Below are 23429 nucleotides of genomic sequence, written 5' to 3' on the forward strand. Positions count from 1 at the left end.
AAAAGGAAACAGGGTTTTTTATACACAAGTATTTAGATTTGCTTTTTGAAAGCTTTTCTTCCTTGCTTCATTTGTGACTTGAGTTCATCTATTGTAATTCCTTTTTTTGCAGCCAGTTCTTCCAGCTTCTTTTCTCTATCGGCTTCCACTTTGGCTTTTGCATCATCAAACGCTTTAACTACTGCATCCTCCTGAGCCTGTGTTATTGTTCCTGCCTTCACCAGACTGTCAAGACTCTCTTTAATTGTATTCTGAGTGTCTTTTGAAGGTTTTAGTGCCTCACGAATTGCCTTCTGCTGGTCGGCGGTTATTGTCCCTGCAGTTACAAGGCTATCCAATACATTAATATGCTTTTGATTTTTTCCCTTGAAAGCACCTTTTTTATCAGCAGGTTTCTGTGCCCTTGCGTTATCAAATGTTTTGACTACTGCATCCTCCTGAGCCTGTGTTATTGTTCCTGCCTTTACCAGACTATCAAGACTCTCTTTAATTGTATTCTGAGTGTCTTTTGAGGGCTTGAGCGCCTCGCAAATTGCCTTCTGTTGATCGGAAGTTATCGTTCCTGCCTTTACCAGACTCTCCAAAACGGCCGGCTTTTTAAATCCGCCCTTTCCCTTAAACATTTGTGAGTTCTGGTATTTCGGTTTTGCTGTATCTGATGATTTTTCGGAATTAGCAGCAAAAGCAAAACTCATTGAACTGATTAAAATAGCCAGACCCAAACCCATTCCGATTAACTTTTTTACATTACTCAACAAAAATCACTCCTTCAATTGTTTTTTTCGGATAATATACCCATGGTTATAGAATAGCCATCCTCTGTGTAGTTACTGTGAGATTTTTGTTAACAAAATTTGAACTGGATGTTACAAGTAGATTTTAAAGAATGTATAAGCATATTGTGAATATATTTATAATAATAATCAATTGGGGGTTTTTATGAAATACATATACAAGTCAGGAATTATAGTGTCATTGTTCTTTATAATTCTTGCCATAACTACGATCTGTATAAGGGTAGACAATCAGAATCACAAAACAAATATATTAGGAGGGTCTGTCAAGGAATTGGCGCAAATTAAAGAAACTGACGAGGTATTATCCAGACAAACAGTTTCTATTATGAAAGATAAACGTAATAATTTCAATGAAACTTATTTCAGGCCATCTTCATTAAAGTCACTGAATAACAATTTTATTGACTTTAACACCTTTTCAGAAACTTTTAAGGGAGGAACGGTTCCGGCAGAATTAATGGATACTCCGGTTAAAACAATTGTCAATTATTTCAGTGTGCTTCAGCAGGCTGAAAACCTTACAGATGAAAAAACAGGGGGTTGCGGCACTGTGGGTTATGCAAAAGAACCATACCCCATAGCATACCAGTTTCTTTCTAAAAATAATAAGAAATCAATGCCCTACAACGAATATCTGGATTCCTTTCAGGGTATAGGACATATAAACCTCATTAAAGTAATACCCGTAATAACTGAAAATCCCAAGGAAATCAAATATTTTCTGGAGTTGGAGATTCTTGAAGGAACAAATACCGGGGGAACATGTTTTAACTATTATTTTGCTGAAATTTCACTTGTAAACGCAAATAACAGGTATTATATTGATTCTCTCGCCCTGACTCCTGAGGATTTTTTCTGTGCTGCATATCACGGCTGGTCACAATATGCAGAATCTTATGTTGAAATTGTATACGGTAATTGGTGCGGTCTGATTAAAAAACAGTATCCGCCTCAGCAAAATGATTTCACTAAGGAAATTGTCGTTGACGGAGTAAACGGAGATAAATATATGTTTAAGTTTGCAAAATTGACAAACGGTACGGATTTTCTAATTAATACCCTGATACAAAAAGACGGTGCCTGGGTTCCAGTAAACATTGACGTTAATAAGTGTCTTGAAAAAATGAAAAAAGATAAGGCATAACAGCTGTAATTAACAGTTGTTATGCCTTTTGATTACTATGCTTTAATGCTATTGTAAACTCTTTTTGCGTATTCTTTTGCTGCTTTTATGTCGTTTACATCAGGACTCTTTCTGTTTGCAAATATAAAATACTTTCCTTTGCAGCAGAATGATTCATCAATAACATTTATACCCTTTTCTTTTAGAAGAGATTTAATTGTAGCAATCGCCGAACCTGCTATACCCTTTCCGTTAGTTCCGAAAACAGCTACATTTTTAACTCTGTCTTTGTTTAAAGTTCTGATAAATTCCAATAATTTTGAATCAGGCTTGCCTGCGTATTCACCTGTACCGAGAAACAGTAAGGTAACGTTTTCAGGTGGATATGCAGGGGGAATCTGTTCTGATTTCAATACATCGTCTAGCTCATCTGCAATTGCATCCGCAATCTTCTTGGTATTTCCACCTTTACTGTAATACAAAACCCATGTCTTCATTGCAATCTCCTCTACAAATATTGTTATGTTTGCAAAAGACTTATTGGTTCTGCCGGATATACTTGTCTATAGCCTCTGCTGCTTTCTTTCCGGCACCCATTGCCAATATAACAGTAGCTGCACCGGTAACAGCATCTCCACCGGCATAAACTCCACTCTTACTTGTTGCACCAGTCTCTTCTTCAACTATTATACCGCCCCACGATTGTATGTCAAGTCCGGGGGTAGTGGATGATATAAGCGGATTTGGAGATTGTCCTATTGCAATTATGACTGTTTCAAGGTCTACTACATGCTCGGAACCTTTCTTTTCTACAGGACGCCTTCTTCCTGACTTGTCAGGTTCGCCAAGCTCCATTTCCACACATTCCATACCTTTTACCCATCCGTCCTCTGTTCCCAGAATCTGCTTAGGATTGGTCAGAACCTTAAAAATTATTCCCTCTTCTTTTGCATGATGAACCTCTTCAAGTCTTGCAGGCATTTCTGCTTCAGAACGTCTGTATATAATGTAAACATTCTCGGCTCCGAGACGCTTTGCGCTTCTGGCTGCGTCCATAGCAACATTACCGCCTCCTACAACTGCAACATTTTTTCCCACGAATACCGGGGTATCGGTACTTGGGAATTTATATGCACCCATAAGGTTTATCCTTGTTAAAAACTCATTTGCAGAGTACACTCCGTTGTAGTTTTCTCCGGGAATCCCCATAAAACTTGGCAGACCGGCACCGGAGCCTATAAATACTGCCTTGTAGCCTTGTTCTTTCAGATCCTCAACGGAAAGAACCCTACCTATTACCATATTTGTCTGTATATCAACTCCCAGATCCTTCACTGTCTGGATTTCCTGCTGAACCAAAGCCTTTGGCAAACGGAACTCAGGTATTCCATACATAAGAACCCCACCCGGGACATGGAATGCTTCAAAAATAGTTACTTGGTATCCCATTTTTGCAAGGTCTCCTGCACAGGTAAGTCCCGCAGGTCCTGATCCTACAACAGCCACCTTTACACCATTACTTTCAGGCTTGTTAACGGAAGACTTTACGTTCTGCATGTACCAATCTGCCACAAACCTTTCAAGTCTGCCTATTCCAACAGACTCACCCTTATTAGTTCTTACACACACCATTTCACATTGGGACTCCTGTGGACAAACTCTTCCACAGACAGCGGGCAGGCTGTTGGTTTCTCTTATTTTATTATATGCTTCCTCAAATTTTCCTTCTGCTACGAGCTGGATAAACTCAGGTATCTTTACGTTAACAGGGCAACCGGATACACATGGCTTGTGTTTGCAGTTGAGGCATCTCTGTGCTTCTTCAATAGCCATCTTCTCATCGTAACCTAGTGCAACCTCTTTAAAGTTCTTGTTTCTTATGTCCGGCTCCTGCTCAGGCATTTTTACCTTAGTTAATGACATATTAGGCATTATTTGCACCCCCAAGTCTGCATACGTGTATATCAGTGGATTCTTTCTCCTGTTTTTTGTACATATTTTGTCTTCTCATTGCTTCGTCAAAATCTACTTCATGTCCGTCAAAGTCAGGCCCGTCTACACAAGCAAACTTTGTCTTTCCACCGACTGTAAGCCTGCAGCCTCCGCACATGCCTGTTCCGTCTATCATAACCGGGTTCATGCTTACCAATGTCTTAATCCCATATTCTCTGGTAAGGTTGCTGACAGCCTTCATCATTACAAGTGGCCCTATAGCAATAACCAAATCATATTTATTTCCTTCATCTATAAGCTGCTTTAACACATTAGTAACAAAACCTTTATTTCCGTTTGAACCGTCATCAGTCGCTACAATCAGCTTGCTGCTGACCTTTTCCATTTCTTCCTCAAGAATAATAAGGTCTTTATTTCTGAAGCCCGTAATTGCATGAACTTCTGCGCCAAGACTGTGAAGCTTTTTGGCTTGTGGATAGGCTATGGCACTTCCAAGACCTCCTCCGATAACAGCAACCTTTTTATAGCTATCAAAATGTGATGCAATTCCCAAAGGCCCTACAAAATCCAGGAGACTATCTCCCTCATTCATTTCAGCCAGCTCTCTTGTGGTCTTACCGACTATCTGATATATAATTGTAACAGTACCGTTTTCCCTGTCATAATCAGCTATAGTAAGGGGTATTCTTTCTCCCCCTTCGGATATCCTCAAAATGATGAATTGTCCCGGCTCAGCCTTCTTTGCTATTAAAGGTGCGTCTATAGACATTAAAACAACTGAAGAATTCAATACTTGTTTTTTTACTATTTTAAACATACAAATTCCCCCCCATTTGATATTATGGTTTTATAACATTCAATAAGACATTCTACTTGTAATTTTATAATTATGATGTACTAAAAGTCAACACAAACGATAGGTTTAAATAATACCATTTACCGCAAACTTAGCTTTTTGAATATTATATATTTTTTGTCAGCATTTCCCCTACTGTAATATCTGAAACACCTTTCATAAGTGTATTCAGGATATCTTGTTCTGTTATGGATTTTATAACATGCAAGTCATTATCCAATACCTTAATTATATGAAATACATTGGAATAATCCATTGCTTTTACCAAATCCAGTACTTTAACATCCTCCAATACCGCAATTTCTCTTACAGGAAAAATACCTTTTCTAATAATAGCCGAACGTTTTAAAATGAAGTTTTTCATATTCAAGATGGCAGCCTCCTTTTTGTTTTTCTTTAACAGAAAAATAATGTAAAATCCAATTAAAACAAGACTCCCATTGTATTTACTCTTAATTAATACCACCGTTCCGGTACATATAATCATAATTGAAAAAAACAATGAAAATATATTCATAAATCTGCTTGCACGGAATAAACCCACTTTATCCGACAGAAGTTCTATTGCGATTCTGCCACCGTCAAGGGGATGGATAGGAATCAAATTAAAAATAGCCAGCCATAAATTTATTGTTATGGCCAGCATAATATCTACAGTTAAAAGTCCTCCTGCAGGAGTCTTCCACTTATGTACACAGTATATGATTATTGCAAAAACAACATTTACCAAAGGGCCTGAAATATATATCATGAGTTTTTGAGACTTACTGCATTGAAAATCGTCAATAGCTGCATTAACGCCTACAGGTAAGAGCCTGAAGCTGCTGAGTCCGGCCCCGCACATTGCCCCGGCAGCGATATGACCGAGTTCATGACAAATAATAAAACCCAAGGTCATAGAATATGCAACAAGAAGTTTTCCTATCATTGCCGCCAAAAATACAGGAAGAATCAATAAATCTATCTGAATCCTTGTTCCTTTGAGTCGGAAATCCAAATGTGGCAATGCTTTAGTTACCTCCATTAATAAGGTCAAATAGCTTTCCCGGATTAATCAACTTGTTGTCCTTCCATACTTCAAAATGCAGATTTGAACTTGCTTCATCCTCAGAGTTACCAACCTTTGCAATTATATCTCCTTGATTAACCTTTTGTCCTACTTTTGCAACCAGAATTGAACAATGCCCATAAAGAGTCATTATACCGTCATTATGTTTTATCTTTACATACTTATCATATTCAGGATTTGAGCCCACCTCAGTAACTTCTCCCGACAATGCTGCTTTGATGGATGTTCCCATATTTGCCTCTATGTCAATACCTGAATGGAACTGAGGATTTCCGCTTAGTGGGTCTGTCCTTGTTCCAAAGGGCGAAATTATTTCTCCTTTAATAGGAACAATAAATGAGTATTTATCCGCAATACTCTTTATTTCAACATCGTCCAGCACCTGCATGTCACTTCCCGATACTGCTTTACTGTCCGTAGATACAGAACTGCTGTTTGTGCCGGATGCTGGATTAACCTCACCACCTGAATCTGTTTTATCTATAACAGATGAAGTCTGAATATCATTATCATCTGTACTATTTCCGCCTCCCACCAGTTTTTGAAGCTTACCGCCCTCTTCTGGCAATCTTACACCTAATGTAGTAGCCGCACTCACAATATATTTATTTACGTCATAGTTTACAGTTGTAATTGCCTTAACCTTTGATATAAAAGCGTCTGTTGCAGGTGTATTTGCTGCCTTACACAAGGCTATTGCAGATAAAAAAACCACCACAATCAGCATTTTTGCAGCTGCAATTGTTGAAATGAGGTCATTGTTTGTATTTCTTCTGTTTCTCCGGGGAGTACCGGTCGGTCGGGAGTATTTCGGTCTTTCAATAATTTCGTCCATTACTTCCACCCTTTCTTTGGCTTATTAATAATTATATAAATTATATTTAGCAATTTAATGGAATATTCCAGATAGAGTTTATAGTCAACAAAAAAGATACCCTGGAATATCTAGGATATCTTCTAAAATAAAAACTCTGTTATAAATTTTTCTTAATCCTGCCTCAGTAGCTCTCTCCACGCAAGGTCTCCACGTTCAAGACCCTTTATAAGCACCTCGGCAGATGCTATATTGGTAGCAAAAGGAATGTTGTTAACATCACAATGCTTGAATAACAGGTAATTATTGTGGTCCTCTTCACTATTTGCATCCCTGAAATAAATCAGTAAATCAATTTCATCGCAAGCAATCCTGGCTGATAACTGCTGTGCACCCAGACTGCCGTATGCAAGAAGATTGACATTCAACCCTGTGGCTTTATTGATCATAATACCTGTAGATCGTGTCGCTATTATATGATGTTCATGAAGAATTGACTTGTAAGCTATACAAAAGCTTGCCATTAATTCTTTTTTGTTATCATGAGCTATAAATGCTATATTCATCTAACCAATCACTTGCCTTTGAGTTTATTTACCTGCATTTTTTACATTTTTTATTGGAATATTTGCAACCAGAGCGGGAACCACTCTGTCACCTTCTTCACTTTTGGTTCTGGTTAATTGTATATCAAGTGCGCTCTCGTCAATTTCCATATAATGTTGTATTACCTTTATTATTTCACCCTTAACCATTTCTAAAAATTCAGGAGAAACGTTAGCTCTGTCATGAATCAGCACCAACTGGAGCCTTTCTTTGGCTACATCCTTAGACGGCTTGGATCTGCCAAAGATTTTAGAGAAATCTATCAGCATACTACTAACCCTCCTTATGTATTTTTAAATCCCAGTAATTTTTTAAACTTGTTCAAAAATCCTTCATCAGTATCAAGGTTCATGATGGGTACATCTTCACCTTGTATTCTTCTGGTTACGTTTCTGTATGCTTGTCCTGCAAGAGATTTTTCATCAGTTACCGCAGGCTCACCTTTGTTTGTAGACACAACAATCTTTTCATCGTCAGGTACAACACCTATCAAGTCAATAGCAAGTATATCAATGATATCGTCAATGGTCATCATATCTCCGCGCTTAACCATATCAATTCTTACCCTGTTTATTAAAAGCTTTGGATTTCTCAGTTCATTTGCCTCCAGCAACCCCACAATACGGTCAGCATCCCTTACCGCTGAAACCTCCGGTGTTGTTACTACTATTGCTCTGTTTGCTCCGGCAATAGCATTTTTAAAGCCTTGCTCGATTCCTGCCGGACAATCTATTATTATGTAATCAAAATCATTTTTTAATTCATTTACAAGATTAATCATCTGCTCAGGTGCTACTGATGACTTGTCTCTTGTCTGTGCTGCGGGCAGGAGATACAAACCTTCATACCTTTTATCCTTTATCAGGGCCTGCTTAACTCTACATACTCCTTCAATAACGTCAACCAAATCGTACACGATTCTGTTTTCCAAGCCCATTACAACATCCAGATTTCTTAGTCCTATATCAGTATCTATAAGTACTACCTTTTTACCTGCCAGTGCCAGGCCAGTACCAATATTGGCAGTTGTTGTAGTCTTACCTACTCCACCCTTTCCGGATGTAATTACAATTACCTCGCCCATACAGCATTGCCTCCAATTCTAAGAAGAAAATATATTAAAAGAGAATTATTTCAAACTTATACACATTAAACTATATATTTGTTTTTTCAATTTGTCAATATTGCTGCCTTTTTGAATCGGGCTATCTGGCAGGTAAAAACCGTTCTACGTAAAGCGTATCATCCTTTATATATGCCAGTTCAGGTATAGGATTCCCAACTCCTCCTTTTTCATCAGGAGAACGTGTTATAATGTCTGCTATTCTCAACTGTGTGGGATTCAAACCCAAAGCTGCTACTATTGCTTCCTTGTTTCCGTCGCGGCCTGCATGAACAACTCCCCTGAGCAAGCCCATTACAACTATATTTCCTGTAGCCTCAATTACTGCACCGGGATTAACATCTCCAAGTATTACCAGATTGCCGTCAAAGTTTACCAGCTGCCCTGAACGGACAGTTCCTCTGTAAAACTTTGTCTGTCCTTCTTCTATTCCTTTAAAGAACATATACTTTTTTATCTGATTCTTTCTTTCAACAGGCTTGTCCGTTGATACATTATTAACTGCAGCCTGAACCTGCTCCTTATCCTCTTCAAATGATTCTATCCTGGCTCCGCTTTCCCTGACAAGTATCTCCAACAGTTGGGACTTTTCTTCTTGATTGAGGATTCTGCCTTTATACTTTACTGCAAGCTTCGCACCTCTGAAGAATTTACCTGCGGAATTTACTTTGTCCCTCATGCATTTTACAACTTCACCAAATTCCGTCTCGTTCTTTAAAATAATTGTCAATCCGTTTACAGTCCCTTTAAAAGTTACTGAACTTTCATCCATACTTTTAACCTCCACCTGCCTTACCCTGCGGCATAAATACTTTACTTGGTCAATTGGACTATATCTGCCTTAACAGTATAATCCTTATTGCCTGTTCCGTTTGAATCAAAGTAATATTTAAGTATATCCTTTGCAATGGGTGCTGTATAAGCACCAAATACACCTCTTTCAACTACTACGGCTACTGCTATCTGTGGCTTATCGGCCGGTGCGTAGCAAATAAATAATGCATTTGAGGACTGAGTTGCTTCCCTTCCTGTTTCGGCAGTACCTGTTTTTCCTGCAACCGTTATTGGCTTTAAGTCAATGAAAGTATTTGCAGCCGTACCATCTGTGGCATTGGCAACCGCTATCATACCCTGCTGAATTGCTTTCATATTTTCCTTCTTAACAGGAATTATTTCATATTCCGGCTTTGTTTCAGTTACGATAGAACCATCATACTTTACAACCCTCTTTATAATGTGAGGTTTTAAATGCTTGCCTCCATTTGCAATGGTAGCAGCATAGTTTGCAAGCTGTATAGGTGTAAAGCTGTTATACATCTGCCCTATTGATGTCTGTGCTGTATCAGCGGCAGTCCAGGGATATGGTTCTACTGTTTTCTTGTACTCCCTAGAGGAAATAATACCCTTACTTTCACCCAGAAGGTCAATTCCTGTCTTTTGGCCCAACCCGAATTTTTTTGCCCATTTTACTATATTATCAATCCCAACTCTATTACCACGATTGTAAAAATAGGGATTGGACGATTTTTGTATTGCAGTTATAAGGTTAACTGTTCCAAGACCTGCACGGTATTGGTTGTACTCAATGGACTTTAGCATTAAACCGTCATATGTTTCGTAACCTTTGTCAAAATACGTTTCATATGGGGTTGTCTTTCCTTCTTCTAATGCGGCAATTCCTACCAAGGGTTTAAAGGTTGAACCCGGTGTATATATTCCGGCAATTGCCCTGTTATACTCAGACGTAGTTGTATTTTTAGGATCTCCCAAGGCTGCTTTTGCTTTATTTGCCGCCTCATCGTCAGGGTCTGCAATGAAAATGGACGGGTCGTAGCTTGGATAATTTGCAAGTGCAAGTACTTCGCCGGTATTGACATCTATTGCAACTGCTGCCCCCGCAAATGCATCATGACGATTTTTTTTGTTGTTGTTGGACTCTCGTATAAGCTTTATATTTTTTGCAAGGGAATCCATTGCTACCTTCTGAAGTCCCATGTCAACAGTCAACACAACGTCACTACCTGGCTTTACTGATTCTTCACTGACTGTTCTTGGCTTTCCGTTATCGTCAACTTCAACACGCCTGTAACCGTTAGTACCTCTCAGATACCCTTCGGTAGTCAGTTCTACTCCTGATTTACCTATAGTATCCGTCATTTTATAGCCTGCATCACTGTTCTTAGCCAGTTCTTCAGCATCTATAGGACCTACGTGACCAATTAATTGTCCTGCATACTTCGCATCAACATATTTCCTGCTGGGAACACTTTCTATAATTATTCCCGGAAATTCGTCGCTCCGTTCTTCCAACTCTGCAATTGTTTTGGTACTGATTGATTCTGCAAGAACAGGATCCATTGAAATTCCTTGAAACCTAAGTGTCATAATATCATAAGCATCCTTTTCGGAGTACTTGTCATCAACCTTGAACACCATGTCCTTGACATATTCATATATTTCTTCAGGTGTAGAATCCTGATCAAAGTCCTTGAATTCATATCCTGTCATAATTTTGAGGGTTTTTCTTCTATTTTCATTATTTTTCAGCATAGACCCAAAGCCCAAAGGGTAGGTCAGATACTTTGAGAAAGTTTTGTTGTGTGTGTCTCCGTTCTTTTCAAGAACCTTAAGAATCTTATACATCATTTCATTGAGCTTTTTAGACCCAAGCCCGGTATCCATTAATATAACGGAATAACTGGTGGAATTAACAGCTACAGGAACACCATACCTGTCAAGTATATTCCCACGTTCAGCCAGAATGGTTGTTGATCTCATTATTTTACTTTGGGACTGGGTATAGTAGTTTTCACCCTGAACCAACTGCATGTTTGCCAACTGGTAAACAATTACAGAGAACATCAGAACTATAACTATTCCCACAATGGTATATCTGTCTTTAAAAAACTGTTTCATTTAACCTCTAAACCTCATTTAATACCTGTTTTTTTCTTCAACCTCTAAAAACTTCCTGTCCAGCAATATAATAATTACAAATATAACGATACCCAAAACGCAGTTTACCAGTGATTCAGGTAAAATCACAGTTTTGAGGGTTGCAACAAACTCAATTTTCAGGCCCAGCAGATAGGATGCAAATATAATCGCAGACTCGAAAATATATGTAGATAAAAAAGTACAAAAAGCCATTACAAGTATATTTTCCTTGAAAAGCCTTTTGTTTATATTACCTAATGCAAGTCCGAGGAGCATTCCTACTAGTGCATGGTACCCCAAAGCAACACCTATTACGGCATCCATGCACAATCCGGCAGAAAAGCCGACAACCGCACCGTCTGTCTTGCCTTTCAGCAGTGAAATGCTAACTATTAAAATAATCACAAGATTCGGAGATACTCCGAAAATTGTAAAGTTATTCAATAATGTAACTTGTGCAGTTACAAATATGAATATAAGTATAGCATATAAAATTACTTTATTTCTCATTTGTCTGCATTTTCCATTTCTGACTTTGATTGTGCTTCTTTGTTTCTGAGTATTACCACCTGATTCAGTCTTTTTAAATCAGCTGCCGGCTGAATAATTGCATACCTGTCAAGATCGCTTTCTCCTGATCTTATTTCCTTGACTGTTCCTATGGTAATACCCTTTGGATAAATACCTCCGATTCCGGATGTTTCAATTACATCTCCCTGAATCAGGTCAAGCTCTGCAGGAATATATTCCAGTTTGCACAAACCTTCCTTTTCCAGCTTAATGTCTCCCTTTACAACAACATAGTCGCCACTTTTTGCAACAATGGCACTTACAGAGCTGCCGTCTTCAATGATGCTAATTATTTTGGAAGATAAAGGCTGTGCAGACACAACTTTTCCCACAAGGCCTTTGCTGGTAATAACCGGCATATTGTAATCAATCCCGTTAGCAGAACCTTTGTCCGTTAGAAAAATATTAAAGAGATTTCCGCCATCTCTAGCTATTATATTGGCACCAACAAAATCAGAGTCTGCCAGCTGATCTTTCAAATCAAAAACTTTTCGCAAGTCTTCATTTTCCCTTTTCAGCCTTAAATACTCGGTTCTTTCATTATTTAACTTATCAATTTTTTCTTTTAACTCCTTGTTTTCAGCTTGAAGCTTTTGAACATTGTCAAAAAGATTTATTCCATCCTCAACCTTCTGTCCTGTGTATGAAAATGCCTTTTCAACAGATGTAAAAGGTACTGAAATCAAGTTCCCTATCCAGTTTATATTACTTGCCGGATTTACGGTCAAGCCTATACACACAATTATAATTAAAATTATTATTGTAACTACCAACGCCCTACTTTTAAAATACTTCAAGGAATACTTCTCCTCTCTTAACCCACCTACTTAAAGCTTTTAGTTATTTTAACCTCTGTGGTGATAAAAGAACCTTTTTCAATGTTTCTATTTCCTCCAGAACTTTACCTGTTCCCAAAGCAACGCAATCAAGAGGATTTTCAGCAATTGATACAGGCATACCTGTCTCCTGCTTTATTAGCTTATCCAAACCGTCAAGAAGTGCCCCTCCTCCTGTGAGCATTATTCCCCTGTCCATAATATCGGAAGCCAACTCAGGCGGAGTTTTCTCAAGGGTATATTTAATGGAATCTATTATGGCATTGACAGGCTCTTTCAATGCTTCATTTATTTCTGAGGAAGTTATTTCAATGTTTTTTGGCAAGCCTGTAATCAGGTCTCTTCCCCTTATCATCATTTTTTCTTCTTTTGCCTTCGGAAAAGCGCTTCCTATTGTAACCTTGATTTGCTCTGCTGAACGCTCACCTATCATAAGGCTGTATTCTTTTTTAATATAATGTGCGATTGATTCGTCCAATTCATCTCCTGCAATTCTCAGTGATTTGCTTGTAACTATTCCTCCGAGAGATATTACCGCAACTTCCGAAGTACCTCCACCTATATCAACAACCATGCTTCCGGAAGGTTCTTCTACAGGTAACTCCGCACCAATCGCAGCAGCCATGGGCTCCTCAATAAGGTAAGCCTCTTTTGCTCCTGCCTGTAGAGTCGCATCTTCAACGGCTCTCTTTTCAACCTCTGTAACACCTGATGGAACACATATTACAACTCTTGGTTTACTGAACCTACCTTGAGACATAGCCTTTTTTATGAAATACTTTATCATATTTTGGGTTATGTCAAAATCAGCTATAACACCATCTTTCATAGGTCTGATTGCTACAATATTGCCTGGCGTACGTCCAATCATTTCCTTTGCGGCTTCTCCAACCGCCAATACTTCGTTATTTTTAATGTTAACTGCTACAACGGACGGCTCTCTAACAACAATTCCCTTTCCTTTAACATGTACCAATGTATTCGCAGTTCCCAAATCTATACCAATATCTCTTGCAAAAAAACTCATTTAAAAAGTACCTCCTGTGTATTTTGGCTAAATAAAGCCTTGTTCTTTTAAACTCACATATCTTCCATCACCCAGTACAATATGGTCCAATACCTTTATCCCCAATATGTCTCCCGCATTTACAAGTCTGTCAGTAGTACGTATATCTTCGTTACTGGGTGTAGGATCCCCACTTGGATGATTATGTACAAATATAATACTGTTGCAGCCGCATTTCACAGCTTCGCTGAAAACCTCTCTTGGATGAACAATGGAAGCATTCAAACTGCCTGTTGAAATACTAACTATTTTTAACACTTTATTTTTTGTATCCAGTAGAATAGCTTTGAACATTTCCTTCTTAAGGTATCGCATTTCTTCCATCATCAGATTACTTACATCATCGGCACTTTTGACAAAATGGCGTACAACTCCGTTACTCGTTGCTATTCTTTTTGAAAACTCAAGCACAGCTTTTATCTGAATTGCCTTTACACGGCCAATTCCCCTTACTTTCATAAGCTGTTCAATAGAGAGGTTGTTAAGGGAGGAAAGTCTTCCGTCCTGAGAAAGCTTTAAAACCATCTGTGCAAGCTCTACAGCTGTGTAAGATCTGGTTCCTGTCTTAATTACTATAGCAAGCAATTCGGCGTTTGACAGGCACTCTGCCCCCACTTCCGACATTTTTTCATAGGGCCTCTCGCATATGGGAAGCTCTTTTATCTTTAACCTATCCATTGTTACCCTCGTTAATTTTCCAGCGTTCTAACTAACTCACATATCTTTTATTATACCATGTTTTTGTTCCAATTACATCGTCATTATGTGTTTTAGAGTTGTAAATTTAAGAACCCGGTATTATAGCATTTTATTTAATGACGCTTTCCTGAAGCTTTTCCAACATTTCACTTAGTCTGGTTAACGGAAGTCCTACAACATTTGAATAACATCCTTTTATTCCCTTTACAAATATTGCCCCTACACCCTGAGCTGCATAAGAACCTGCCTTATCAAATGCCTCACCGCTTTTAATGTACGCTTTTATTTTTTCGTCATCCAGCTCTATAAATTGTACAATTGTTGTTTCATGTTGTATAAGCTCTATCTTGTTATCTAAGTCTATCAGACATACTCCGGTGATTACCTCATGTTCCCTTCCACTAAGCTTTTTAAGCATATCATAAGCGTCTTCGGGGCCTTTAGGCTTGCCTAAAATCTCATCGTCAATTACTACAATTGTATCTGCTCCTAAAACCAAACCTTTTTTAACTCTGTTGGAAACATCTCTTGCTTTTTGGTATGCCAGTTGTTCTGCCTTTTGGGCGGGAGTACCGGTCAACTCACTTATATTTTCATCAATTTCGCTTGGAATAATTTCAAATGGTAATTTTATTTGTCTCAGTAAATCTTTTCTTCTCGGCGACAATGATGCCAAAACTATATTTCTCATTTTTATTCCTCTTATGATTGCATATATTTTTAAATATTATATATTTTTATAGGTATTATTTCAAATGTATTGTAGCTTTGTAATGAACCTTTAATGTATTATTTACATTGCAGTATAATAATAGTAATTGTATTATATGGTTGTATTTATAGATATTACATGTCTTTGCAAAGTATATTATTGATAAATATTACTTCTCAACTATTTATTTTCGAAGTATAATAGAGTAAACTATTAAAAATTAATGTTCAGCAGGTTTTCCAGATTAAATTAATTAAAGTAAGTTGGTGATTGAATGAGAATAGAAAAAGTTAATGAAAATGTACTGAGGGTCACAATCACATTAAATGACCTGGAAGAAAGAAATATTGATATTTCTTCTCTGAATTATAATTCACCTGCCGCCCAGGAATTATTCTGGGATATGATGGAACGTGCCGAAGAAGAGTACGGTTTCGCATCAGGGGATTCTCAGCTGGTATTTGAAGCCTCACCGGAAAACGAGGACGGATTTGTCGTAACTATTACAAAGATTGATTCAGACGGCGAATTTGAATCCATTCAGAAATATATCAAAAGCAAATATAAGAATTCCGATTTGAGGCAGAAAAAGAAAAAAAGCAAGGTTTGCTCCACTTTGAACATATACTGTTTTGATTCAATTGAAGACTTATGCCAATTAGCAAAAAGGATTTATCCTTTGTACAACGGCGAAAGTTCTGTTTATAGGTTTAAAAGCAGCTATTACCTTCTACTTGCCGGGTCTTCATCCTCTCCTCAACTGGAGATAATCATGGATGAGTATTCTGCTCATGTGGGAAATGCCAACTTTTTTGAAGGCTATCTGAATGAATACGGAGAAAGAATTATCCATGAAAACGCTTTAGAAACTTTAAACGTTTACTTTTAATAAAACCATTAAAACCGGTTGCAGCTTCCGCTACAGCCGGTTTTATATTTATTTGTTATTCATTACCAAATCAATTACCTTGTCATATGCTTTTGCCAGATCGAATACATCCTCGTCAATGAGAGTGTCCTCTTCTATCAATACTTTTCCCTCATTATCATATATGGTTTTTGATACTCTTTTGCCATTGAGAAAATCACGGTGTTTATTTTCCATAAGCTCACTCATTGAACCTGATTCAATATTTTCGTCAATAATTGTATTGTTTATTTGGATTGTATCTGAACCTTCGTTTTCTATCCCTGATTCTAACTTTGAAATATCATCAGTAAGTGCGGATTCAACATTTTCCTGTACAACTATTAGGTTTTTACCAAAGGTTATAACACTTTCTCTTGGAATTAGTCTTATATTTTTTTGGTCTTTAATTGAAATGAACTCCAGAGCAAATATTGAACAACTGTTATCTTCATCTACATAGATATCCCCTATTTCACCTATTAAGCTTCCCTTTTTTGTCATAACTCTTGTGCCCTTAACGGGTATATTTTTTTGGAGATGGTCTATGGCAGCAGGTATTTTGCTAATATCATTTATCACAGCTTCATTTTCTATGGTCAGTGCATATTCACCGATTCCTATTACATCCTTTGCAGAAATTACTTTTGCATTTAGAATCTGTATTCCGTTTTCTACTACCACATAGTCAACCGCACCTTTTGCAGCATTAACTATAACTCCCTTTACCTTACCAACTTCCTCACCATCACAAATGCTAATTATAGGTAAACCTATTACCTCTTCAGTTTTTTTCATTAAAGCTGACCTCCTTGAAAAATGTAAAACAATCTTCCTTTATTTTAGATTTTTGATAATTTCCGCTCTGATTTCAGGTTTTAATTCATTACCGTACCTTTTTGCAACACTGTTCAAGATACTGCAGGCCAATTCATTAAGTCCCAGTTCCTTATACAGGGCACAAATGTCCAATACTACCCAAAAAACCATATCATTGCTAAGGTTGCCATAGTCTAAAGCCTTTGTATAATACTGGACAGCCTGCTCTTTTTGGCCTTTGACTTTACAATCAAAAGCTTTTAACACCAGAATTTCTGATTCATTAACAGGTTCATGCTTGTCTTCGGAAACCTCTTCTTTGAGAGTATCTTCCAAAACATCTTCACAAGCAACAGTTTCTTCGATAGCTGATATTAATTCACACTCTTCCTCAACTGACAAATCTTCACGGCTTTCATCGTTTTCGGAAACTTCAGGTGTCTTATTTTCCGATATCTCAGGTTTAAAATGACTTTTTGTCCTTCCAAAAAATCGTTCAATCACCAGGCTGCAATTTATGGAACTTAGCCTGTCAGGTAGAAAAACTGAAACTAATATACTTATGGTAAATACCAGAATTAAAAAGAATAAAGAAGCTATGACTAAAAAAAATAAAAATTCAACATCCCGATTTATGTTATTGAATCTTTCCATATAGCCAAATACAGTATTATAAGCGGGATTAAAAGTGATACCAAGAATAACTGCACCTATTGAAACAGACGTTAAAGTACCTAAATCAAGCTCTCTTGATTTATATAGATAGTAAAAAGCCAGCAAAGCTGTAATTAATATAGTTGCAGCAGCCATTATACTATTTGTCATAGGGTCCTCCGGATATAACTCTCTAATTATTTATTTGTAAACATAATTATCCCAAAATATTATATTCGCCATAAATTTATAAAAATCCTTCTTATTTTAAATTTTTTTTAAAGAAAAACAGCTATTTTGGAATATCATCCAATATAGCCACTTTAAATTTACCACATTATTTTTTAATCTTTAAGCCATTTTTTTCAGAACTTCTATTACTGCATCTCCAACATCATTTGTCTTGGAGGTTCCTCCCATATCAGGAGTCAAATGCTTCTTTTCTACCATTACCTGCTCAATTGCATTTAATACTTTACTTCCCCAATTTTCATAACCAAAGAAATCAAGCATTTGGCTTACTGACCATATTGCCGCCAGTGGGTTTGCTTTTCCCTGTCCTGCTATGTCAGGTGCCGAACCGTGTACAGGTTCAAACATTGATGGAAAAGTCCTTTCAGGATTTATATTTGCACCGGCAGCCAGTCCCATTCCTCCTGATATAGCCGCACCCAAATCTGTAATAATGTCTCCGAACAGGTTGGATGTTACTACTATCTGGAATCTCTCAGGCTGCTTTACAAAGAACATACAAGCAGCATCTACAAGATATGAATATGTTTTTACATCCGGATATTCTTTTCCTACCTCTTCAAAAATCTGATCCCAGAACACCATTGAATAGTTGAGAGCGTTTGCCTTACTTATGCTTGTGAGGGTCTTACCTTCTTTTCTTGCAAGCTCGTATGCGTATCTGATAACACGCTCGCAGCCTTTGCGCGAAAATACTCCCGTTTGAAGTACAACCTCTTCAGGCTTGTCCTTGAATAGCCAATCTCCGGCACCGGCATACTCGCCCTCACTGTTTTCTCTTACTACAATCATGTCAATCTGGCTGCGGTCTACTCCCTTTAAAGGACATTCCGCACCCTCAAGGAGCTTTACCGGACGAAGGTTTACATACTGGTCAAAGCCTTTTCTGATTTTAAGAAGAAGACCCCAAAGGGATATGTGGTCGGGTACTCCCGGATAACCCACGGCACCAAGATAAATTGCATCAAACTTCTTGAGTTGTTCCATTCCATCATCTGCAATCATTTTTCCAGTCTTTACATAATACTCGCATCCCCAAGGAAATTCCGTGAACTCAAAATTAATTTTCGGGTTCAATTCTGATATTGTCTTTAATACTTTTACTCCTTCAGCAATTACTTCAGGACCTATTCCATCTCCGGCAACTACTGCAATCTTGTGTGTGTTCATTTTAACACCCCTAACTCATTATATGTAAAATAATACAATTTCATCAGCAGCCGTTTTATTATTTACTACAAAAGACAGCTTTCCCTTAAGAAAACACTGTGTTTTCACAGGGAAAGCTGAAAGCTGTCTGACAATAATCATTATTTTTTAACTATTCCTTTTTATGAACAAGTGCATTTTCCAATACTGTATTCATATCAGGAGCACATATGAAATTTAGAGCCTGTCTTACATTCTCAGGTATTTCTTCTATATCTTTTTTATTGTCTACCGGAAGAATTATTGTCTCAATCCCAGCTCTATGTGCCGCCAGCACCTTTTCTTTGAGTCCGCCTATGGGAAGGACTCTGCCTCTGAGTGTAATTTCCCCTGTCATAGCTACTTTTCTGTTTACAGGTAATCCTGACAAGGCGGACACCATTGCCGTTGCCAGTGTAATTCCTGCTGAAGGTCCGTCTTTAGGAATTGCACCTTCGGGAACATGTATGTGTATGTCATTTTTTTCGTAAAACTTCTCATCTATTTTCAAGTCCGTGCATCTTGACCTTATAAAACTCATAGCCGCCTTGGCAGATTCTTTCATAACATCACCCAAATGCCCCGTAAGCTCCAACTTGCCATTACCCTGCATAAGGTTTACTTCTATTGAAAGTGTATCACCGCCTACAGGAGTCCATGCAAGGCCAGTGGCAATACCGATTTCATCCTTTTCCCCTGCATAATCAAACCTGAACCTCTTAACTCCAAGAAATTTCTCCAGATTATTTCTGTTTACTGTCACAGATTTTTTATTTTCAGATACCAGAACCTTGGCAACTTTTCTGCAAACGGAGCCTATCTCTCTTTCCAGATTTCTTACCCCTGCCTCACGTGTATAGTAATTGATAATATCCCTTACAGTTCCTTCGTCTATCCTTATATTTTTTGATGATAGACCGTGAAGTTTTATCTGTTTTGGGAGCAGGTATTTCATAGCTATATTTGCCTTGTCCTCTTCTGTATAGCTTGAAAGATTAATTATCTCCATTCTATCAAGCAGTGGTCTCGGTATTGTATCCAGAGTATTGGCAGTAGTCAGGAACAATGAATTTGATAGATTAAACGGCAGCTCCATATAGTGATCCCTGAAAGCAAAGTTTTGTTCTGAATCCAGTACTTCCAGCATAGCTGAAGCAGGGTCTCCTCTGAAATCGCTGCTCATTTTATCTATTTCATCCAGAAGTATCAAAGGATTGTTTGAGCCCGCCTGTTTTAAGGCTGATATTATTCTCCCGGGCATTGAACCAACATATGTTCTTCTATGTCCTCTTATCTCCGACTCATCCTTTACACCACCAAGAGAAATACGTACATAGTTTCTGTTCAGTGCTTTTGCTATAGACTTTGCAATGGATGTCTTACCCACTCCCGGTGGTCCTACAAGACAAAGAATAGGACCTTTCAGGCTATTTTTGAGCTTCTGAACCGCCAAATATTCTATTATTCTTTCCTTTACCTTTGTAAGACCGTAATGGTCTTTCTCCAGAATTTCTTCTGCACTTTTCAGATCTATATGCTCTTGTGTTGATTTATTCCATGGCAAATCAAATATCCAATCAAGGTAGGTTCTGATTACACCGCCTTCAGCAGAACCCTGAGGCATTTTCAAAAGCCTGTCCAATTCCTTCTGAACCTTCTTTTCAACCTCTTCCGGAAGCCCGGCTGATTTTAGTTTTTCCTTGTATTCCTCAACCTCACCGGCAATTCCCTCTCTGTCACCAAGCTCAGTTTGTATTGCCTTCATCTGTTCACGAAGATAGTATTCTTTCTGGAGCTTATCTATTTGTTTTCTTACTTTTGAATTTATATCTTTTTCAATCTCAAGTATTTCTGTTTCCTGATATAAAATTTCCAGTAGTTTTTCAACCCTTCTCAGAGGGTGGAATTCTGAAAGTATAGCCTGCTTCTGCTCAACCTTCAGAGGTATATTATTTGCTATTATATCGGAAACCTGACTTATGTTGCTAATCTCCACAACCGAAAGGGCTGTATCCGGAGAAACCTTTCCGCTGAGTTTTACATAATCCTCAAAGGCCGAAACCAGCCTTCTTTTCAAAGCTTCTACTTCATTTTCGACAAAGTCCTCTTCTTCTATAGTCGTCTCAACCACTTCTGCAATGAAAAAAGGATCATTCTGGACAATTTTCTTTATTTCGGCCCTGTGTATGCCTTCAACAAGAACTCTTATTGTATCACCCTGAAGTTTAAGTAACTGCTTAACCTTTGATACAGTACCGATTGAATAAATATCATCAGCACCGGGAGAATCAGCCGAAGCATCTTTTTGTGCAACAAGAAAAATCAGTTGGTCATTGATCATTGCCTCTTCGAGTGCCTTTATGGATTTATCCCTTCCTACATCAAAGTACAAGGTCATAAAAGGGAAAACCGTTAGTCCCCTGAGCGGAAGCAGCGGTAATTGCTTTTTCTGTTTTTTTTCACTTTTGTCAGCCATGTCTATCCTCTCATTTTTCCATAAAATATACCAATTAGCATTAATTATTATAACCTTATTGACTTTCCAGTTCAACTGATAAATCCCTTTTTCAGACATTTATCAATTACATCTGATTATCAGGCCTCTTTCAGAATCAACTGTTACTACGGAGCCCGATTTCAATATTTTAGTAGCATTTTCAGCCCCTACTACTACAGGTATATCCAGTGCCAAGCCAACTGTTGCAGTATGGCATGACTGTCCGTGTTCTTCGACAACTATGGCAGATGCCCTCTTTATTATGGGAAGCATAGAGTTATCTGTAAATGGGACAACTAATATATTACCATCGCTGAATTTATCCATTGCTTCTTTAGCATTCTGGGCAACACATAATTCACCTGTTGCACAGGCCGCACCGATTCCAACACCCTGAACCAACACTTTTCCCACAATATGCACTTTAAGCGTATTGGTTGTTCCGCTTATTCCGGCAGGCATTCCTGCAGTTATTACTGCCAAGTCACCGTTTTTAACAAGGCCGGATTCCAGTGCTTTTTCAATACCGTTGTCAAACATTTCATCTGTTGTATTTGCAATTCCTACTAAATACGGTAATACTCCCCACGATAAGTTCAACTGCCTTTGCACCTTTGGATTTGCTGTTGTTGCAATTATTGGGCAAGCAGGACGGAATCTGGCTATCATTCTGGCAGTGTGTCCCGACTGTGTAACCGTTATTATTGCAGAAGCCTTTAAGTCCAGCGCAGTAGTACAGGTTGCATGACTGATAGCATTTGTAACACTGGAATTTAATTCGGAACGTGCAGTTGTGAATCTCTTCCAGTAATCCATAGATCTTTCAGCCTTCTCGGCAATCCTTGCCATTACCTCAATGGTTTCAAGTGGGTACTTACCCGCAGCTGTTTCCCCTGAAAGCATTACACAGCTTGTTCCATCAAATATAGCATTTGCAACGTCGCTTGCTTCGGCTCTTGTAGGTCTAGGATTTCTAATCATAGAGTCAAGCATTTGGGTAGCAGTTATTACAGGCTTACCGGTCTGATAACATTTTTCTATAATGTTCTTTTGAACAATTGGAACCTCTTCTACAGGTATTTCTACACCAAGGTCTCCCCTTGCTACCATTATTCCGTCAGAAACCTTAAGAATATCATTGAAGTTCTTTATACCTTCTCTATTCTCAATTTTTGCTATTATTAATATATCCTTGCCGCCATTCTTTTCAAGTACCTTCCTTATCTCCACAACATCGGAAGCTTTTCTTACGAATGAGGCTGCAATGATATCAAAGTCGTTCTCTATACCGAATTTGATATCATCAATATCCTGTTTTGTCAGGGCAGGCAGTTTGATTTCCGCACCGGGTACATTTATTCCCTTGTGATTCCCTACTGCCCCACCGTTAAGAACTCTACAGTAAATATCCTTGTTCTTTATTTCAGTAACTTCAAGTTCAACCAAACCATCGTTAATAAGTATTTTGCTTCCCTTTGAAACGTCCTTGTAAAGCTCTTTGTAGGTAATTGTACATTTTGTTTCATCACCTATTATATCCTTGTTAACAAGTATAAACTCATCATTTTCACTAAGTATGACCTGGCCGTCCTTAAATTTGCCGGTTCTTATTTCAGGCCCTTTTGTATCAAGTAATAAAGGTATTGGAAGATTAAGTTCTTCTCTTATTTTCTTTACTAAGTCTGCCCTCTTTTTATGTTCTTCATGTGTTCCGTGGGAAAAATTCAATCTTGCCAGACTCATTCCGCCAAGCATCATATTCCTTAATACGTCCTCATTATCAGAAGCAGGCCCCAATGTACAAATTATTTTTGTTCTCCTCATTTTTGTCCTCCATATATACCATTTATTTTGTTTTAAATATATTATTATTGCTACGGTTTTATTGCATAAGTATCTAATTTATGATATTTTATTTTTTGCTCCTTGTCTACACATGTAATTATTTTGT

Annotated in this window: 23 protein-coding genes; 2 read left to right on the plus strand and 21 right to left on the minus strand. The window is 37.9% G+C overall.

Annotation, left to right across the window (positions count from 1 at the left end; translation table 11 throughout):
• Positions 1 to 32 precede the first annotated feature (32 nt).
• The gene (locus tag L323_RS39405; protein ID WP_020817187.1) at positions 33 to 755 is read right to left on the minus strand and encodes a hypothetical protein; all 723 of its coding nucleotides are present in this window, start codon (positions 753 to 755) and stop codon (positions 33 to 35) included.
• Between the two features lie 184 nt (positions 756 to 939).
• On the opposite strand from L323_RS39405, the gene L323_RS39410 reads away from it, so the two are divergent.
• Positions 940 to 1941: a hypothetical protein gene (locus L323_RS39410; RefSeq protein WP_020817188.1), complete on the plus strand. Its 1002-nt coding sequence runs from the start codon at positions 940 to 942 to the stop codon at positions 1939 to 1941.
• A 35-nt stretch (positions 1942 to 1976) separates the two neighbouring features.
• Here the strand turns inward: L323_RS39410 and L323_RS39415 are convergent, their stop codons facing one another.
• The 15 genes from L323_RS39415 to L323_RS39485 form a co-directional block, all read right to left on the minus strand.
• The gene (locus L323_RS39415) at positions 1977 to 2417 is read right to left on the minus strand and encodes a flavodoxin family protein (RefSeq protein ID WP_020817189.1); all 441 of its coding nucleotides are present in this window, start codon (positions 2415 to 2417) and stop codon (positions 1977 to 1979) included.
• Positions 2418 to 2457: 40 nt separating this feature from the next.
• A complete protein-coding gene (gltA, locus tag L323_RS39420) occupies positions 2458 to 3852 on the minus strand; it encodes an NADPH-dependent glutamate synthase (protein ID WP_020817190.1) in 1395 nt (464 codons plus the stop codon).
• Positions 3845 to 4690 carry a sulfide/dihydroorotate dehydrogenase-like FAD/NAD-binding protein gene (locus tag L323_RS39425; RefSeq protein ID WP_020817191.1) on the minus strand — a complete coding sequence of 282 codons (846 nt, stop codon included), beginning with the start codon at positions 4688 to 4690 and terminating at the stop codon, positions 3845 to 3847. Before L323_RS39425 ends, gltA begins: the two co-directional genes overlap by 8 nt.
• Before the next feature lie 145 nt (positions 4691 to 4835).
• A complete protein-coding gene (locus tag L323_RS39430) occupies positions 4836 to 5735 on the minus strand; it encodes a site-2 protease family protein (protein WP_020817192.1) in 900 nt (299 codons plus the stop codon).
• Between the two features lie 4 nt (positions 5736 to 5739).
• Entirely contained in the window at positions 5740 to 6633 is an 894-nt protein-coding gene (locus L323_RS39435; RefSeq protein ID WP_020817193.1) for a M23 family metallopeptidase, read from the minus strand.
• A gap of 152 nt (positions 6634 to 6785) precedes the next feature.
• Positions 6786 to 7178, minus strand: coding sequence for a methylglyoxal synthase (locus L323_RS39440; protein ID WP_014312310.1), 393 nt, complete (start codon positions 7176 to 7178; stop codon positions 6786 to 6788).
• 24 nt (positions 7179 to 7202) lie between these two features.
• Positions 7203 to 7487, minus strand: a complete 285-nt coding sequence (minE, locus tag L323_RS39445) for a cell division topological specificity factor MinE (RefSeq protein ID WP_020817194.1) — start codon at positions 7485 to 7487, stop codon at positions 7203 to 7205.
• A gap of 14 nt (positions 7488 to 7501) precedes the next feature.
• Positions 7502 to 8302, minus strand: a complete 801-nt coding sequence (gene minD / locus L323_RS39450; RefSeq protein WP_020817195.1) for a septum site-determining protein MinD — start codon at positions 8300 to 8302, stop codon at positions 7502 to 7504.
• Between the two features lie 121 nt (positions 8303 to 8423).
• Positions 8424 to 9113 (minus strand): septum site-determining protein MinC, encoded by a 690-nt coding sequence (gene minC / locus L323_RS39455; protein ID WP_020817196.1) that lies wholly within the window; start codon positions 9111 to 9113, stop codon positions 8424 to 8426.
• Positions 9114 to 9154: 41 nt separating this feature from the next.
• The gene (locus tag L323_RS39460) at positions 9155 to 11257 is read right to left on the minus strand and encodes a penicillin-binding protein 2 (RefSeq protein WP_020817197.1); all 2103 of its coding nucleotides are present in this window, start codon (positions 11255 to 11257) and stop codon (positions 9155 to 9157) included.
• 18 nt (positions 11258 to 11275) lie between these two features.
• The gene (gene mreD / locus L323_RS39465; protein WP_020817198.1) at positions 11276 to 11788 is read right to left on the minus strand and encodes a rod shape-determining protein MreD; all 513 of its coding nucleotides are present in this window, start codon (positions 11786 to 11788) and stop codon (positions 11276 to 11278) included.
• Positions 11785 to 12645 (minus strand): rod shape-determining protein MreC, encoded by an 861-nt coding sequence (gene mreC / locus L323_RS39470; RefSeq protein ID WP_020817199.1) that lies wholly within the window; start codon positions 12643 to 12645, stop codon positions 11785 to 11787. Before mreC ends, mreD begins: the two co-directional genes overlap by 4 nt.
• A 43-nt stretch (positions 12646 to 12688) precedes the next feature.
• Positions 12689 to 13711 carry a rod shape-determining protein gene (locus L323_RS39475; RefSeq protein ID WP_020817200.1) on the minus strand — a complete coding sequence of 341 codons (1023 nt, stop codon included), beginning with the start codon at positions 13709 to 13711 and terminating at the stop codon, positions 12689 to 12691.
• Between the two features lie 27 nt (positions 13712 to 13738).
• Entirely contained in the window at positions 13739 to 14428 is a 690-nt protein-coding gene (radC, locus tag L323_RS39480) for a RadC family protein (RefSeq protein ID WP_020817201.1), read from the minus strand.
• Between the two features lie 130 nt (positions 14429 to 14558).
• A complete protein-coding gene (locus L323_RS39485) occupies positions 14559 to 15140 on the minus strand; it encodes a Maf family protein (protein WP_020817202.1) in 582 nt (193 codons plus the stop codon).
• Positions 15141 to 15435: 295 nt separating this feature from the next.
• On the opposite strand from L323_RS39485, the gene L323_RS39490 reads away from it, so the two are divergent.
• Complete coding sequence (locus L323_RS39490) at positions 15436 to 16050, plus strand: adaptor protein MecA (RefSeq protein WP_020817203.1); 615 nt, start codon at positions 15436 to 15438, stop codon at positions 16048 to 16050.
• Between the two features lie 48 nt (positions 16051 to 16098).
• On the opposite strand, the gene L323_RS39495 is transcribed toward L323_RS39490, so the two are convergent.
• The 5 genes from L323_RS39495 to pyk all read right to left on the minus strand — a co-directional run bounded on the left by L323_RS39495 (position 16099) and on the right by pyk (position 23302).
• Entirely contained in the window at positions 16099 to 16866 is a 768-nt protein-coding gene (locus tag L323_RS39495; protein ID WP_020817204.1) for a PRC-barrel domain-containing protein, read from the minus strand.
• A 39-nt stretch (positions 16867 to 16905) separates the two neighbouring features.
• Positions 16906 to 17712, minus strand: a complete 807-nt coding sequence (locus L323_RS39500) for a hypothetical protein (RefSeq protein WP_020817205.1) — start codon at positions 17710 to 17712, stop codon at positions 16906 to 16908.
• A 180-nt stretch (positions 17713 to 17892) separates the two neighbouring features.
• Positions 17893 to 18963, minus strand: coding sequence for a tartrate dehydrogenase (locus tag L323_RS39505; protein WP_020817206.1), 1071 nt, complete (start codon positions 18961 to 18963; stop codon positions 17893 to 17895).
• Positions 18964 to 19114: 151 nt separating this feature from the next.
• Complete coding sequence (gene lon / locus L323_RS39510) at positions 19115 to 21457, minus strand: endopeptidase La (protein WP_031342563.1); 2343 nt, start codon at positions 21455 to 21457, stop codon at positions 19115 to 19117.
• A gap of 102 nt (positions 21458 to 21559) precedes the next feature.
• Positions 21560 to 23302 (minus strand): pyruvate kinase, encoded by a 1743-nt coding sequence (gene pyk / locus L323_RS39515; RefSeq protein ID WP_020817209.1) that lies wholly within the window; start codon positions 23300 to 23302, stop codon positions 21560 to 21562.
• Positions 23303 to 23429 lie beyond the last annotated feature (127 nt).

The sequence above is a fragment of the Ruminiclostridium papyrosolvens C7 genome (genome assembly GCF_000421965.1).
Lineage (GTDB): Bacteria > Bacillota > Clostridia > Acetivibrionales > DSM-1351 > Ruminiclostridium > Ruminiclostridium papyrosolvens_A.

Bases quoted from the DNA above. Each gene is read 5' to 3' on its own strand.
- L323_RS39410 (WP_020817188.1), top strand. From the start codon at position 940: ATGAAATACATATACAAGTCAGGAATTATAGTGTCATTGTTCTTTATA.
- L323_RS39415 (WP_020817189.1), bottom strand. From the start codon at position 2,417: ATGAAGACATGGGTTTTGTATTACAGTAAAGGTGGAAATACCAAGAAG.
- gltA (WP_020817190.1), bottom strand. From the start codon at position 3,852: ATGCCTAATATGTCATTAACTAAGGTAAAAATGCCTGAGCAGGAGCCG.
- L323_RS39425 (WP_020817191.1), bottom strand. From the start codon at position 4,690: ATGTTTAAAATAGTAAAAAAACAAGTATTGAATTCTTCAGTTGTTTTA.
- L323_RS39435 (WP_020817193.1), bottom strand. From the start codon at position 6,633: ATGGACGAAATTATTGAAAGACCGAAATACTCCCGACCGACCGGTACT.
- L323_RS39440 (WP_014312310.1), bottom strand. From the start codon at position 7,178: ATGAATATAGCATTTATAGCTCATGATAACAAAAAAGAATTAATGGCA.
- minE (WP_020817194.1), bottom strand. From the start codon at position 7,487: ATGCTGATAGATTTCTCTAAAATCTTTGGCAGATCCAAGCCGTCTAAG.
- minD (WP_020817195.1), bottom strand. From the start codon at position 8,302: ATGGGCGAGGTAATTGTAATTACATCCGGAAAGGGTGGAGTAGGTAAG.
- minC (WP_020817196.1), bottom strand. From the start codon at position 9,113: ATGGATGAAAGTTCAGTAACTTTTAAAGGGACTGTAAACGGATTGACA.
- L323_RS39460 (WP_020817197.1), bottom strand. From the start codon at position 11,257: ATGAAACAGTTTTTTAAAGACAGATATACCATTGTGGGAATAGTTATA.
- mreD (WP_020817198.1), bottom strand. From the start codon at position 11,788: ATGAGAAATAAAGTAATTTTATATGCTATACTTATATTCATATTTGTA.
- L323_RS39475 (WP_020817200.1), bottom strand. From the start codon at position 13,711: ATGAGTTTTTTTGCAAGAGATATTGGTATAGATTTGGGAACTGCGAAT.
- radC (WP_020817201.1), bottom strand. From the start codon at position 14,428: ATGGATAGGTTAAAGATAAAAGAGCTTCCCATATGCGAGAGGCCCTAT.
- L323_RS39485 (WP_020817202.1), bottom strand. From the start codon at position 15,140: ATGAGAAATATAGTTTTGGCATCATTGTCGCCGAGAAGAAAAGATTTA.
- L323_RS39490 (WP_020817203.1), top strand. From the start codon at position 15,436: ATGAGAATAGAAAAAGTTAATGAAAATGTACTGAGGGTCACAATCACA.
- L323_RS39495 (WP_020817204.1), bottom strand. From the start codon at position 16,866: ATGAAAAAAACTGAAGAGGTAATAGGTTTACCTATAATTAGCATTTGT.
- L323_RS39500 (WP_020817205.1), bottom strand. From the start codon at position 17,712: ATGACAAATAGTATAATGGCTGCTGCAACTATATTAATTACAGCTTTG.
- L323_RS39505 (WP_020817206.1), bottom strand. From the start codon at position 18,963: ATGAACACACACAAGATTGCAGTAGTTGCCGGAGATGGAATAGGTCCT.
- lon (WP_031342563.1), bottom strand. From the start codon at position 21,457: ATGGCTGACAAAAGTGAAAAAAAACAGAAAAAGCAATTACCGCTGCTT.
- pyk (WP_020817209.1), bottom strand. From the start codon at position 23,302: ATGAGGAGAACAAAAATAATTTGTACATTGGGGCCTGCTTCTGATAAT.